Origin of the sequence: Ancylomarina sp. 16SWW S1-10-2, from assembly GCF_009669305.1 — a bacterium.
Taxonomy (GTDB): domain Bacteria; phylum Bacteroidota; class Bacteroidia; order Bacteroidales; family Marinifilaceae; genus Ancylomarina.
The window spans coordinates 100,508-116,696 of the sequence record NZ_SADB01000008.1 but is presented as its reverse complement, the minus strand read 5'-3'; the positions used below and the strand labels follow the sequence as shown (position 1 = coordinate 116,696).

Genomic DNA, 16,189 nt, shown 5'->3' with positions numbered 1-16,189 from the left:
TATACAAACTTTCTATTAGCAATTTCTATCCATCTTACCAACCATCGTTTTCAAAATAACGTCGTCCGCAATTTGCATACCTTCATTGGCTAATAATCCGATATTACGAATAGTCTCTTCAACATTATCGTCAATAATACCATCCATATTATTTAAAGACTGACTATTTATCGCTAATAAAGACGACTGAATAGCAGCACTTACACTAGCAGATATTTTTAAAGCACATGACGCATTTGCACCATCACAAATCATACCTGTAACGGTACCTGTCATATTCTTTAATGTTGAATTTAAATGACTCAATTCACCACCCATCATATAAGTGATAGCACATGCAGCACCTGAAGTAGACAATAAAACACCACAAATAGCTGACAATTGACCTACATAAGATTTCATATGTATTGAGATTAACAAACCTAAAGCCAATGCTCTTAATTTTGTTTCATCATCAATTTTTAATTTTTCTGCAGCAACCATAATCGGTAGAGTTAAACTCATACCTTGATTACCACTACCACAGTTAGACATTACTGGCATTGAACAACCCGCCATTCTAGCATCGGAACCTGCAGCAGCCATCATTATTGATTTATTAATGATATCATCAGAAATAATACCTTTCTCAATATTTAACTGCATAGACTTACCTACTTGTAAACCGTAAGAACCTTTTAAACCTTCCTCTGCAATTTTTCTATTCATCTCAATTCCTTTTTCAAGAAACTGAAGTTCCGAAATATCAACACTTGTGATAAAGTTATAAATTGATTCAACGCTCCAATCTTCTTCCTTGTCTACATCATCCACCGAAATATCAACACCCTTAGAAAAAATAACTTTACCATTATGCTCTACCAAAACAACATTTTCATGTCTATCTTGAATTATAACACGACAAGTATCTTTTCCTTTGGTACTAAGACATTCAACATGAAGCTTAGGCACATCTTTTACCATCTTGATTTCAACCTTACCATCATTAACAAAACTTTTAGCTTCTTCAGCCACAGTTTCACCTATGTGCGTAAAAATCTCTAAACCATATTTAGATTGCCCTCCTAAAGCCCCTAAAGCAGCAGCAATTGACATACCAACAAGCGTGGAACCAGGTATTCCAACACCCATTACATTTTTAAAAATATTTCCACTTACCTTCATTTGAACTTTATCAGGCGTAGCCTTCAATATTTCACTTGCTTTAGCAGCAGCTAATGCGATTGATGCAGGCTCAGTACAACCAGCAGCTGGTACAAACTCCTTTTTTAATTTGTTTAAATATACGTTCTTCATTGTTTTGTTGTGTTGTGTTTGTTGTGTTTTATTATGTTGTTTATTAAAAGAAAAAACAATTTCAAAATTAGCTTAAGTATAAATTAAAATTCTTCAAAAAGAGAAGTTTAAAAGCTAGATTCCAAAGGAATATAAAACAATTCAATTTAGATTTTAAGCTTTAAAAAAAACATCTAGATCTAAGTAATCTGTAATTTATGCGAAGCTAGCTTTAATTATGGTAAACTCCTAAAAAAGAATACAATACCTCTACACATCCATTTTACCAAAATTGATCTGTGATAATAAAAGAGTGAATCGACCCGTTCAGTAAAACTGATCGATCCAAACTAACATAAACTAACAATCAAAATTATTCAGCAGGGTTCATGATAACCTCTACAATATTCGTTTTCTTTAAAAGTTTCTTTGCAAACTTCTTAACAGAAGCTGCATCGATACCTTCAACAATTTTCTTATAATCTTCCTTAGAAGTATACTTAGATCCTAACATCAAATTATTTTGAATAACACCCATCCAGAAACCATTTTTTAATTCTGATTCTTCTCTACTTTTGATAAAGTTATTCTTAATCTCATTTAAATCATCGGCATTACAAGCTTCTTTCTGAATTTTCACAAGTTCTTCTTTTACAATTTCCATCAAACGATCACACTTAGCTGGATCTGTATCGAAATTGATATTAATAGAAAATTCAGAACTTGGTAATTTAGAAGCTGATGGACTAACACCTACACCATAAGATCCACCTTCTTCTTCACGAATAGTGGTCATATAACGCTTAGATAAAAGCTGAGAAACAACATTAAGCATCAATCTATTCTTAAGTGTATAATCAAATTCGCCACTTAGAGCATATGATACAGTTGTTTTTGGCACAGCCATCTTACGATTAAAAGTCTTTATCGTTTTTCCTTTAGCAGGACCAACCTTATGATCTACAAAAGACTCTTTTCTATTAGTAGAAGTAATATTACCAATATACTTCAATATCATTGGCAAATGAACCGCTTCATTAATATTACCAACAAAGATGAAAGTAAAGTCACTTGCATCAGAAAAACGTTCTTTATAAATTTCAGAAGCTCTATTGAAATCAATATTCTTTACGAATTCTTCACCGAACAATAATGTACGAGAGTTATAATTTGAGCTTGCTAATGCAATTGTATCTTTCAATGCTTTGTTGTTATCAACACCAATATTTGCTAGATAGTTATTTATTTGAGCCATTTGAGCATCAAATGGTGCTTTATCGAAACGTGGCGCTTCAAAATTCAAATATAATAACTGCATTAAAGTCTCAAAATCTTGAGGAGATGCAGAACCCGAAAAGCCTTCAGTTAAACCACCTAAGTTTGCACCTAAACTTACAATCTTACCAGCTAACTTTCTCTTCAAATTAGTTGCATTAAACTCACCAACACCTGACATCTCAACAATACCTGTTGCCATATCAGCCGAAGCAAGATCTTTCACATCAAGTAAAGATGTTCCACCAAAACTAAACGAAGACATTGAGATTTTGTCTTTACTTAGCTCTGTAGGAAGTACTACAACTTTAGCGCCATTTTCTAGAACATAACCTTTAGCATCAGTTCCTTCAACTTTGAATGTACTTGTGATTATAGCTGCATTCAATTTCTTCGCAACTAATGGTTTGTCGTTACCTTCTTCAGTATAAGCTTCAATTTTAGAAGATTTTACCTTAGCTGCAACTGCTAATAATTCTTCTTTAGTTGGGTAGTATTGTGTTGCATTATCAGGACCTTTTAAAATCAAGGCTGAATTATTCTCATCAGAATATTTAGCAACCAATGCATTTACTTCTTCAAGCGTAATAGCAGGAATTGTTTTAGCAGCAAATGTCATTTCCCAGTCTATAGAAGGAAAAGGTTTAGATTTTAAGAATAAATTTCCTAATGCTTTTGCATGCGTATCATTATCAATTTTAGAATAATTTACATAATACGATTCATAAGATCTCTGAAATTGTACTTTTACACGATCTAATTCTGACTTGGTAAAACCATAACGCTTAACACGCTCAAGTTCTGTTAACACTTCAGCAAATGCTTCTAACTCTTTACCAATTTTTGGTGAAACATAAATATAGTCAAGTCCTTTAGTTCTAACCATTTCGAAACCGGCAATCTCCATAGCAGCTGCCGAACATTCTAATTTCTTAGTCTTTTCAGCTAGACGAGATTTAAGCATTGAGTTAAACATACTAGTAGCCATATCGCGTCTTTGAGTCTCTTCTGTAATAACTTTATCTAAGTCGTTACGAAACCCCCACATGATACTTAAGCTTCTTGCTTCCTTATCTTTAGCAGCAACATATCCAACCTCTTTTGAGTCTTCAACTTTAGTATATTTACGCTTAGCAGCATTCTTAGGCATAGGAATTTTAGAGAATAAAGCTTTTACTTTAGCTTCCATTTTCTCAGCATCAATATCACCAACAACAACTACAGCTTGCAAATCTGGACGGTACCATTTCTCATAGTAATCGCGAAGAACTGAATGCTTAAAATTGTCGATTACATCTAATGATCCAATCACATCACGATCAGCATACTTAGAGTTGTTAAACATGACGTGGTTCGTCTTGCTTCTCAATCTAAAGTTAGCATCACGACGTGTTCTCCACTCTTCGTGAATTACACCACGCTCTGACTCAATCTCATTACCTTCAAGTAAAAGGCCACCAGACCAATCGTGAAGTACTAATAATGCAGAATCAAGTAGAGCTTCTCTGGCAACTGGAATATTACTTAAATTATATACCGTTTCGTCCTGTGCAGTGTATGCATTAATATCACGACCAAAAAGAATACCATTCTTTTCTAGATAATCAAGCATGTTTTTACCAGGAAAGTTCTCAAGTCCGTTAAAAGCCATATGCTCTAAAAAGTGAGCTAAACCATTCTGAGAATCATTTTCTAAGATTCCACCTACATTCTGAACAAAGTAAAAACTTGCTCTATCTTTAGGTTCTTCATTATGCATGATGTAATAAGTCATGCCATTCTCTAACACACCAGTTTTTACAGCCTCACTAGTGGGTACTGTAGTCGTAATCTGAGCAAAAGAATTCAATCCTAAAATACTGAAGCATATTAGAAATGAAAATTTTAATTTAGACATCATTTTTAAAATATTAAATTGGGTTATATCAATAATAGAACTTAATTTTCTTGGCGATATATATCAAGTCGTGCGAATTTAATAAAACACATCACAAAACTTAACATTACGTATATTACCTTAACTCTCTCTTTGAATGATTATATTAATTTAAATTAATTGGTCATAAGAAAGGACAGAATTCAAGAAATTGCTTTTAATTTATCCAAAATCAGATCCGACCAAAGATGATTCTAAATAAGGTTGCGTCTATCGACACCAAACAATTCTATATAAATTCTGCCCTTCTACCGACTAACTAAAAAATTACTTAAGAACAAGGACAATGTTAAATTAGCACCTTATTAACTCAATATAAATTAGAGTTCAACGCTAGTCCCGTTCTTAAAATTCTTTATTCCTTCATCAAGAAACTTAACAAATGCATCAACATCTAAATCATAAGATCTTGGGATGTGTAAAGCTTGACCTTCATTATCCATAAGAACATAGTAAGGTTGAGCATTTACATTATAATTCTCAATCTGGTAATTTGCATTTTTCTTACCTAATGTCTTTTTTGTCTTACCATCAAAACTAGATACAATCCATTCTTCTTTAGGTAATTTCTTTTTATCGTCAACATACATTGCCACGATTACGTAATCTTCTCTTAATCTCTTCAATACTCTAGAGTCAGACCACACATTCGATTCCATCTCACGACAGTTTACACATCCATGACCTGTAAAATCAACAAATATGGGTTTATTCTGAGCTTTAGATGCTGCTTTAGCTTCATCCATATCGAAATACCCTTGTAAACCATGTGGTAAATGAAGGAAATCGCTATACTTAGAATTTATTTTTTCATGTTTTACACCAGAACCTGCATTTTCAACAATTAATGACTCAAGATCGAAATCGAGACCTGATTTTGGAGGTGTAAATCCTGATAAGACTTTAAGAGGAGCTCCAAACATACCTGGAATCATATACACAACAAAAGAGAATGTGATAATAGATAACAATAGTCTTGGCACACTAACAAACTTAACAGGGCTATCGTGTGAAAACGCTATTTTACCTAGTAAATAGAATCCCATTAATGTGAAGATTACAATCCAAATAGCTAAGTAGACTTCTCTATCTAGAATTCCCCAATGGTAAGTTTGATCTGCAATACTTAAAAATTTCAAACCTAAAGCTAATTCTAAGAATCCTAAAACGACTTTTACTGAGTTCAACCATCCACCTGACTTAGGCATATTATTTAACCATCCTGGGAATATTGCAAATAATGTAAATGGAAGTGCAAATGCTAAAGAGAATCCTAACATACCAATAATTGGCATTAGAACTTGACCTCCTGCTGAAGCCACAAGAATAGAACCTACAATTGGACCTGTACATGAAAATGATACAAGTACCAATGTGAAAGCCATAAAGAACGAACCTAAAAAGCCACCTTTATCTTCATTTGCAACAGACTTGTTGACCATCCAACTTGGCATCGTAATTTCGAACATACCAAAAAATGAAAAGGCAAACACAACAAATATGATAAAGAAAAGTACATTAGGAATCCAGTGCGTACTTAAGAAGTTAGCAAATCCGGGCCCCATCACAACGGCTAAAATTGTACCAATTATAGTATAAATTGCAATAATAGAAAAACCATAGAAGAATGCATTCATTCTACCTTTAGCTTTATTTCCGCCTCCACTATGCATAAAATAGCTCACGGTCATAGGAATCATTGGAAACACACAAGGCGTAACAATTGCAATTAATCCACCAACAAAAGCTGCGATAAAAATAGCCCAAAGACCTTTTTTAGATTCTTTTTTATCTTCGTCAGGAGTTGATTGCTTAATCTCTTGCTGAACTTTGGCCTTAACGACTTCGCCACCTAAAACAAGATCAAAATCCTCTTCGCCAGTCACACATTGTCCTGAAACATCAGAACAAGCCTGATAATCGAAAGAACCAGACACCTTTATGTTTTCACTTAAGGCTTTAATGGTTTGACGAAACTCAGCATTCTTCTCAAAATAACTTACCTCTCCTTCCCAAACTTTATCAAATTGTTTATGAGGTTTAATTGGAGTTACTTCACCAACTAATTCGTAAGAATCATTTTTCTCAAAATTAAATGTCGCAACAATAGGACCTAATTCAGGATCAAAGTCATTTGAATAGACATGCCATGTATCTATAATATCTCCTTTGATTAATACCTCAAGTGTTTCTCCAACTTTCACATCTTTCTTTGAGAATTCGACCTTCCATTTAGCAGGTTGAACAATCTGGCTAAATGCACTTAAAGTAATCATACTGCTCAAAATAAGAACGAGAGCAAACTTAAAATTCAATTTCATTTGTCTTAATTTATGTTAGTTGTTGTGTGTATGTTTTAATATACATCTCAATTATAATATTGATCGATGTCTCATTAAAGACTAATTCTTGACTATTTATTCTTTTCTTACTCATAAGACCCCTAATAGAGGGAAATGGGTGAATCATATTTTATATTTTTTGTCAAAAAATGTTAAACTCAGGGAGATAACACAACTCAAGTAAACAATCATGCAACATGTTTTGTTAATTACAATTTGTTTAAAACTTGATAATCTTTAGTTTACACTATTTCATCTAATCTAGATTAGATAAAAGCTGAATTTTAAATATTTTTTAAAAAATCGAATTATATTTATTCTCTCTCTTAAGCTTATCTATTCAACCATCAATATGATGTAAATTTGTAAATAACACATGAAAAACAAACATTTTCACGTCTTTTTTTATCCGAAAGAGATGTCTTTTAACAAGGGATTAACAGATTGAGTCCATATGGCTGCACCCTTGTAAATTTCACCAAAAAACTGGAAGCTATCTCAGCAGGTGATTTCAAACATTTAAAATCAAAAAAAATCCTGTCAAACGTAAGTCTGACAGGATCTGAAAATGTGTGATTTTAGTTTAAGATTTTGTAATACGTATTTAGCATTAAACAAAATCGTAACAATTTACTATCAATGGTTGCTCTATACGCTTGGAATTGCTCCCATGCCGAATACCATAGCTAACAAAGCTACTGTTTCGATAATACCCATAGCAGCAATGTACATACCTGCTCCCTGTTTATCGTCAACAGCTAAGTTTGCACAAGCCGCAGCACCTAATTTTCCTTGCATAATTGCAGAAGCAGCAATGGCTATTCCAACAAAAAATGCCCATATCATCTGATTCATATAACTATCTGGATTAAGGTTAGCTCCAATCATAGAATTCATAAAAATCATTCCATAAATCACCTGGCTTAACGGCATACCAACCATAGCTAATGCCAAAGAAGGCAATTTTTTCTTTTCCTTAATGGCCTGTTTCCAAAGCCCCATTGCTCCCAATCCTGCAATTCCTGTTCCTATAGCCGAACCAACACCTGCTATTCCTAATCCTATGGCATGTCCGCCAAAACCTGTTACTACTGTTAATAAAGTCATACTATTAAAAATTTATATATTTTTCTGATTTTTTAATTTAAAAGGCTGGTATTCACTACCAGAAAACTCCACGCTAGCATGACCAGCGTATTCGAGCATATTTAAACGCACACCGTGTACAATGACAGCCATTCCTGCAAGAATCATGTTTAATCCATGACCTAAAACAAGTACTAAAACGGCACCTATGCCAGAGGCAATTGTCGTAATTCCATCGCCCAAGGCCATATGATTAAAACTAGTTGCCATTAAAACCGTTGATAAACCTACCGCATAAAGTCGGATGTAAGAAATAATATCCGAAAAACCACTAATCACACTCAAAGGCAAAGATCCTAAAGAAGAAAGAACACCTTTAAAAAAGCTGGTTCCTGGATTCGAGAACAAGGCAATTAAAACTGCTCCGCCAACAAACAACCAAGGCATTACAGCGGGTGCTGCAATACCCAAAACCATTTGATCCACAACAAAATACAGCCCCCAAATAATTGAAACCCAACCCAATTGAGCAATTGCCTTCACACTATTATTATATTTCCAAGCCGTTTGTAAATGCCCAATAGTTAACTGAATGGCTCCTATGGAAAACATTAATTGTTGAACAAACAGACTATCACCTCCAAAACTGGCCAATTTATCTACTCTTAATTGACTTAAAAATGACCAATTAGCAATAGACTGTGAACCAAAATAGGTTCCTGTTAGCACACCCCAAATCATGATAGCTACCGAAAGGGTATACATCAAATCAAATTCAATTTTACGTTTGAATTTTGTTTTAGAATGAACAGCTAAAGTTATGAGTAAAAAGATCAAGCCATAACCAGCATCACCCACCAAAATACCGGTGAAAAAGGTGAAGAAAATCATGAATATCTTGGAAACATCTAATTCTTTATAGCCTGGAACCAATCCCATAAAATTCATTACTGGACGAATTCGCTCGGCCCATTTAGCTGATTTAACTAAGGTTGGAACTTCGTCTAATTCCTCCTGCTCTGGGTCATCGATAATATAAGCCCAACTATTTTTTTCAGCCACACTTACCAATTCGTCAACCGACTGTTCCGGAATAAAACCCTTCCAGCAAATAATCTGTTCGTCAAAATTTTTACCTGCATAATGTACATTTCGAACATCCATACGCCTAATTCTTTCTTCAAGAGCAGTTTTCAAAACATCTTTTTGCGAAGCAAGAATCTCTAACAATTTGCGGTTTTCATCCATTTTAAAATGGGTTTGTTCCACCAATTCTTTTAATTCTGTTTGCTGATATGCGGGAAGTTCAACTTCTTTAAAATCTAACTTTTCATTCGGATCTTGCGAAACAAAAACAACTTGATGCAGATGACTTAATTTTCCAACTACCGATATATTTTCTAGATCCTGAATCTTTTTAAGATCCCTATCATCCAACAAATATAAACGAATAAAGGCACCAACTTGTTTCAACTCAGCAAGGTCAGTTATGGAAACATTTCCCCATTCATTATACCACTTCAATTCCTTATTTTGCTCTTGTTCCAACTTCTGCAGAGCCATTTCCTGTGCATCAGCCTCCAAAACCTTTTCCAACAAAGCAATTTCGCCTCTTTTCTGATTTCTAAAATTTAAATCGGCTGGTATAGCAAATTCTCTACTATCAATTTCAGAATAATCATCCAAAATTTCAATGGCTTTCTCCAACTGCTTAATTCGCGCATCCACACGTTCTATTGAGGCATCTTTAGCGGGCTGAAAAGGCATTACGTGCATCACTCCCAACTCTCCCAATAAGGTTAAATTGGCATCAATATCCTCTTCTATATTTGGCAAGAAAAGCACTAACTTTTTCATTTTTGTAATCATAGAAAGGCCTCCTCTAGTTTTTTTGTTTTCACCACTTTAGCCGTCGCAATTGTCAATCGTTCATCATCCTGCAATTTTTGTCCTATTTTTCGAATGGCAATTTTTGCATTGGGAATACGTCGATTCTCAAACAATTTTATCCGTGCACGTACTTCGAGCAATTCTTCCTCTAAACTTTCGATCTGTTCTTTCAAACAACCTATTTCAGCTAGTAATTGAAGTTGTTCTTGCATCAATTCAATGGCATCATCAACCCACAATGGTGTATTTTCAGGAATTGGCATTCGTTTAAAATCTACAGATTCGAATTGTTGCACACGAACGCCAGCAATATCAACGGCTTTAGTAATTACCTTATTTACCCATATAAACTGATTAATATCTACCCACGAATCACTTAAAACAGCAAGCCAATCTTCTGCTTGCGCCTCATTTTTTTCGATAGCTGCGCGTATCTGCTCAATTTTCTCAGCAATAGTATTTACTGTAGCCATTAATGATTTTTCCATTGCCTCGAACAAAGGCAACATTCGCAAAGAAACCTTCAAAATTTTATTCTGACGGGCGCGTTCCGTTTTAGTATATTTTATTTTTGCTACTGCCATTACACCATCTCCTTTTCTTTTGCAGGATTAACAATCGATTCGAGCACTAACCTGCCTTTTTTAGCATCGAAGGAAGCCAAACGTTCGAGAATTTGCAGTTTTAGCTTATAAACCAATACGCCAGTGAAACTAAAGGTTTCTCCAAACTCAAGATCAGTAAGCGCATCCCATTGAATTTTCAGCAGAGATTTTTCTCGCTCGAGCGGATTTTTATCAGCAAACGATTTGGGAAGTGTATGCACATTAGGTAATTGCTTACTTTGTCTAACTTTCCGAATCTCGGCAACATCAGCTTTCAAGCTTTCATTCAATTCCCAAAAAGAATTCATTCGAGCTTGCAAACTTCGTGCATTCACCTGTTGAAGATCTGTTTGTTTAAGCTTTTCAAAATTCTTAATAGACAACTGAGAACTTGCTTCTTCATAAAATTCAGAAAGTGTAATGGGTGCAATTTGATTGTAATATAAAGTCGGCAAACTGCAAGTAAGATATACAGTTAACATGACTATTTCTCCTCATTATTGGTGAGTAATTCAACTAAATTTTGATTAACAAGAGAAAATACAGACTCCTGAATATCCTTTGCACTTATCACAAATTGAATGCCACTTTTTTCGTCGCAATTCACCACAATTTTGGCTTCACTATTTGGCAAAGCTTGTAATTCTACTCCCTTATTTATAGCGTCTTTCAACAAATAAGATTCCATTTGTGGCATTAATTCCGATGAAATGGCAACCTTTTTATTCCCTGGTATATTAGCCAGTACTACTGGTAGTAATTCCGATAAGTATTGTTCCTCAGTAAACAAGCTTTCACATTGTTTTCCAAAAGTAGACTGCAAATGTTTTAGGATGGCAATTTTTGTTGCCTCAATCAAATCACGAGAAGCTTGCGCCAAAGCAGCTTTCCCATTTTTTTCGAACTGAGCAGCACTTGTCTTTGCCTCTTGAATAATTTGATTACTTTCCAATTTAGCTTTAACCAATAGTTCTTCGGCCTGCTTTTTAGCAGCCTCTACTATTTTATATTTTTCCTCTTGTCCTGCTTTAACGCCTTGATCTTTAAGCTTCAAAACAATTCCTTCCAAGTTTTCTTTGGTCTCTTTCATTCTTTATTTTTTTAAGCTAAATTCCTTTTTCTGAATCTTTCAAATCCCAATATTGATCCGTCAATTTTTTACTTAATCCGGTTTCAATAGGTTCAAAATGTTTGCGTAACACATCCCAACACAAATCCAAGGCAGCTTCAAGTTGAAGAGGTTCTCCGAAAGGTTCTTCTATTTGATCAATAAAATCTTTTCTATATCGCAACAATTTTTGAGAGAACGCATCATTGGCAGCTCCTACTTCGGCAGCTTCATAAGCTTTTTCAGCATCGGCAAGTAAGGAAGCCATAGCCGTCATTACAGCCCGATGATCATTTCTAGTTCCTCCATTTACCTGCTGCTTAAGACGAGAAAGAGAACGAGCCAATTTTAGTTTCCCATTTTCCAAAAAGAACTGGCCTTCGGTAATGTAACCCGTATTATCAGGAACCGGATCTTCCAACGATTCCATAGTAGTCGCCCCAATAATTGTGATGGAACCAGCTCCATCGATATCGGCAGCAACCTCATATCTTTTAGCTAATTCAGAATATAACGAACCAGGATATCCTTGCAAAGAAGGAATCATATCCTGATAGTTGGCTACATTTCGTAAAATATTCGACCAATTGGTCATATCGGTAAGCAAAACCAGTACATCTTTTCCTTGATCGCCAAATTCACGAGCAACACTTAATGCAACATCAGGCAACATCAAACCTTTAATTTGTGAATCGCCAGCCAAATGAGAAAACATAATGGTTTTATCCATATTTCCCGATTTTGAAAGTTCCTCTTTGAAGTAATGATATTCATCGAACTTTAATCCAATACCTGCAAATATGATAATATCAGCCTGTGCACCTTGCGCAATTTGCGAAAGCAAACGATTATAAGGCTCGGTAGGTCCTGCAAAAATTGGAATTTTCTGCGATTTAACCATGGTATTAAACACATCAATCATCGGAATACCTGTCCACAGAGGTTGTTTTGGCACCAAACGTGCTGTCGGATTTAAGGTATCTAAACGAGTCGACAATTCTTTCTCAAATAGAATATCAGGTCCACCATCATTCACATGACCAACACCGTCGAAACTTCGTCCAAGCATTTTATGCGAAAAACCAGCCGTTAAAGGCAATTCATGCATTCTAATTTTTGTTTTCGTACTCAAACCTTGAGTTCCATTAAAAACCTGAAAACGAGTCGTATCCTCAGTAATATTAATCGCTTTTGCAAAGGAAAGACTTTGATTTGTATCAGCTTCGAGCAACTCAACCACGTGATTTAGAGCAACGCCCGGATTTCCTTCTACGGAAATTAACGCTTTTCCAACTTCGCTAATCCTATTAATTTCTTTTCGTATCATTATGCGTATTGTTCTTGTAAAACAAAATTTTCGATCTGTTCAGGCAAACCTGCTAACTCAGCATCACTTTTGGCATTTGCATTCCAATCTTTCCACCACAAGCGAAGCTGATCAAACTCCGTTTTAATTTGCTCTTTTAACTCTTCCACATCTCCTTCTTCGTTAGAAAAATGAATCGGAGTCTTAATTAACTTTTGAATGGCCATATTGATTACCTGAAGTCGTTCGGGACGAGTACAGGCATCCAATTCATGAAAAGCATCCTGCTGTAACACGCAAAAATCAATTGTTTGACCTTTTTGGTAGAGCACATATTTTTCAACTGGTACTTTTTTCAATCCAATCGTACTAATTGTTTGATCTATATCGTTAGCTTCCTGCAACGTCTTCAGAATCTGATCGCGATCCTCTTTCGAAATAAAACTATCGTACACCGAATTGGTATAAACCAAAGAATCAATGGCTGGATATTTTTTTGCATCGGCACGATCTTGTGACAAACCCCAAAAACCACCTGTAGAATCCATAGTAGCTTGCGTTACAGGTTCCTGAAAGTTTCCACCCGCTGGCGAAACAGTACCAATAAATGTTAATGATCCGCCTGAACCCGTATCAGCTCCCGCACGTTGGTACATTCCTTTTATTTGATCGGGAATATCCATTGGAAAAGCCTCTGGTCCAGGAATATCACCCTGACGACCACTCCGTTCGCGAAGCGCCTGCGCCCAACGAGAAGTCGAGTCTGCCAATAAAATAACATTATACCCTTGATAACGATAGTATTCACCAACCGTTAAAGCAATAAAAACACTCGCTTCACGCGCAGCCACTGGCATTGAACTGGTATTTCCAAAAATACACATCCTATTCATCAAAGATTCTCCTGTTGATGGATCATCCAATTCAGCAAAATCTTTAAAAACTTCTACGGCCTCACCAGCACGTTCGCCACAAGCTGCCATGATGATAATATCAGCAAGTGCATATTTGCAAAGAGAATGCTGCAATACGGTTTTACCTGCCCCAAAAGGTCCAGGATTTCCAACTGTTCCACCATAAGCAACTGGAGCCAATAAATCAATTACGCGCACTCCTGTCGAAATTGTCTTTTTCGGAATGGAACGTTCCATAAATGGAATGGGTGACTTAACTGGATGACTAAAAACCAATTTTAACTCGTGTTCCTTATTGTGCTCATCAGTTACAATAGCAACAGTTTGAGTAATATTGACCAAACTGCTCTCAATAATTGTCTGAATTTTACATTTTCCAAATCCAAAGGGAACCAATATTTTGTGAATAAATCGACCTTCGGGAACCGACCCTATTGCATGACCTCCATAAAGAGTATCTCCAGGCTTTACCATTGGTGTAAAGTCCCATAATTTTTCTTCATCAAGAGCGGGAGCCCTCATTCCTGGTTTTAAATAACTGTCCTGCTTTCCTAAGGGGTAAAGTGCATTCTGAAGACCATCCCAAATACTGGTTAACAGACCAGGACCTAAAAGAACCGAAAGAGCTTTCCCTTTAAATACAACTAAATCACCGATCTTAGCCCCTGTTAAATCTTCAAACACTTGCATTTCAACAATTCCAAGCTTAGCATTTTTAGGATCAGAAACAATCTGTAATACTTCCGCCTGCAAAAATTTACCTTCTACCAAAATTTCAGCAGTTTCTCCCATAATTACGTTCTCATTATAGCGGGCCTTAACTAGAGAATCCTGAATGGAGATGAGAACTCCTGTTCTTTTACTGTTACTATTCATAATTAATTCATTAAATTCTTACCTAAGAACCATATAGACTCAAGTCGTTTATCTAGTTCAATCTAGATTTAAGAACTCGAATTTTTCATACAAGAGTCAAAGTTTCATCACAACAAATTATGGCATCAAATTAAAAATCTAAAGCCTAAAATGTCATCACAAAATATCTAAGTAAAAAGAATATTATATATCAAAAACCCGAATTAGCTAAATTAGTGGGATACAAGACAGCTAAGGGTTTCAATTTGTTAGTGTGAAACTAATTAGTTTTACAATAGATTGTTCATTCATTATGAATGTTTTTATTTTATTTAACTTCTTTAACTTTCCAAACCTCTATATATGCTGCATAACACATATTGTCGTGCGGTATTATAAATAAAACTACTTTATGTACCCATTTATTCCTAACAATTATTTCATAGCATCGTGTTTTATAAACAACCAAAGACATTTAAACAAAAAATGATTAACAACCAAAATGCCAATTAAGGATTCAACGCCCCAATTGATTTGTAATATTTAGCTTCATTAATTTTAACATTTACTTTAGCTGATATATAGTCTACATGAGCCTTTTGCCATTGCGATTGTGCATTTAGAAGATCAGTTGTTGTTGCAACCTCTACAGTCAATCTATTCGTTTCAAGAGCAAGATTTTCTTCTGATTGTTCTAAAGCTTCTAGTGTGAAATCTAGTTTTACCAAAGCCTCTTTCAAGTTAAAAATGGACTGATGCATTTCCAGAACGACTAATTCTTTTGTTCTCTCAAGTGTATTCTTTGAACTTTCCAAATTCATTTTAGACTGAATTACTTTTAACTTTCTTTCACCCCAATGAAAAACAGGGATACTTAATGATAAACCTGCATTCCAAGTTAACTCTCCCTCGTTTTGAGCAAGATGATCTGGATTTTGATACCTATAATTTGCAAAGGAAATCAACTGAGGTAAATAATCTGAATGAACGATTTTTACTTCTGAGTTTTTAATTTCAACCTGACTATTCAAAATCCTAACTTCCTCACGATTCGTTAGATTATCATCACTATATTAAATTCAATTTTGATGAATTTCTATTGTTGTATCAGCGTTATGCATTGGATTTTCAATACCTAAACCAATTGACTGGTTAAGTGCCATCTTAGCTAATGCAATATTGTTCTCAATATTAATTTGAAACAGCTTAGAATTGTTTAACTCGACTTTAGGCTTTAACACCTCATTTTGGTCACCACACCTATTTTGTAACGGATTCATATCGGTGACTACATCGGTAAGAAAAGATATCGCTTTTGCTGTTACCTTCTTTTGTTCCATCAAAGAAATCAAGGACCAATATTGTTGTTCAATACTTAATAAAACTTCGGTTTTACTTAATGCAACACCTGATTGAGACCTGTATTCAAGTTACTATTTCATATTTATGAAACACTTTAAAAGTATTACAGCTACAAAAATCTGCCATTACGACCTCTGAACTATAATCAGATTTAGAGTAAACATCCAAAAAAACGTAAAAAAAAATACCCCCTGAAAATAAATTCAGGGGGTACTTAAAATATAATTATCAAAAA

At 34.9% G+C, this 16,189-nt stretch carries 11 protein-coding genes and 1 pseudogene; all 12 read right to left on the bottom strand.

All coding sequences use genetic code 11. The features are described from left to right. Positions 1-15 precede the first annotated feature (15 nt). On the bottom strand, positions 16-1,296 hold the full coding sequence (locus EMN46_RS08485) for a serine dehydratase subunit alpha family protein (RefSeq protein ID WP_154200376.1): 1,281 nt from the start codon (positions 1,294-1,296) through the stop codon (positions 16-18). Between the two features lie 352 nt (positions 1,297-1,648). Continuing rightward, positions 1,649-4,447, bottom strand: a complete 2,799-nt coding sequence (locus EMN46_RS08480; protein ID WP_229130312.1) for a pitrilysin family protein — start codon at positions 4,445-4,447, stop codon at positions 1,649-1,651. A gap of 359 nt (positions 4,448-4,806) precedes the next feature. Then, positions 4,807-6,807, bottom strand: a complete 2,001-nt coding sequence (locus tag EMN46_RS08475; protein ID WP_154200374.1) for a thioredoxin family protein — start codon at positions 6,805-6,807, stop codon at positions 4,807-4,809. Between the two features lie 669 nt (positions 6,808-7,476). Beyond that, positions 7,477-7,935: a V-type ATP synthase subunit K gene (locus tag EMN46_RS08470; protein WP_154200373.1), complete on the bottom strand. Its 459-nt coding sequence runs from the start codon at positions 7,933-7,935 to the stop codon at positions 7,477-7,479. Between the two features lie 12 nt (positions 7,936-7,947). Then, positions 7,948-9,771 (bottom strand): V-type ATP synthase subunit I, encoded by a 1,824-nt coding sequence (locus tag EMN46_RS08465; RefSeq protein ID WP_154200372.1) that lies wholly within the window; start codon positions 9,769-9,771, stop codon positions 7,948-7,950. An 8-nt stretch (positions 9,772-9,779) separates the two neighbouring features. Then, positions 9,780-10,388, bottom strand: a complete 609-nt coding sequence (locus tag EMN46_RS08460; protein WP_154200371.1) for a V-type ATP synthase subunit D — start codon at positions 10,386-10,388, stop codon at positions 9,780-9,782. Beyond that, on the bottom strand, positions 10,388-10,891 hold the full coding sequence (locus tag EMN46_RS08455) for a DUF2764 family protein (RefSeq protein ID WP_154200370.1): 504 nt from the start codon (positions 10,889-10,891) through the stop codon (positions 10,388-10,390). Before EMN46_RS08455 ends, EMN46_RS08460 begins: the two co-directional genes overlap by 1 nt. A 2-nt stretch (positions 10,892-10,893) precedes the next feature. Then, entirely contained in the window at positions 10,894-11,499 is a 606-nt protein-coding gene (locus tag EMN46_RS08450) for a hypothetical protein (RefSeq protein WP_154200369.1), read from the bottom strand. 16 nt (positions 11,500-11,515) lie between these two features. After that, entirely contained in the window at positions 11,516-12,844 is a 1,329-nt protein-coding gene (locus EMN46_RS08445; RefSeq protein ID WP_154200368.1) for a V-type ATP synthase subunit B, read from the bottom strand. Further along, on the bottom strand, positions 12,844-14,613 hold the full coding sequence (locus EMN46_RS08440) for a V-type ATP synthase subunit A (RefSeq protein WP_154200367.1): 1,770 nt from the start codon (positions 14,611-14,613) through the stop codon (positions 12,844-12,846). Before EMN46_RS08440 ends, EMN46_RS08445 begins: the two co-directional genes overlap by 1 nt. A gap of 488 nt (positions 14,614-15,101) precedes the next feature. Next, positions 15,102-15,641: pseudogene (locus EMN46_RS08435) on the bottom strand (TolC family protein); the annotation flags it as partial. A gap of 30 nt (positions 15,642-15,671) precedes the next feature. Then, positions 15,672-15,932, bottom strand: coding sequence for a hypothetical protein (locus EMN46_RS08430; RefSeq protein ID WP_154200365.1), 261 nt, complete (start codon positions 15,930-15,932; stop codon positions 15,672-15,674). Positions 15,933-16,189 lie beyond the last annotated feature (257 nt).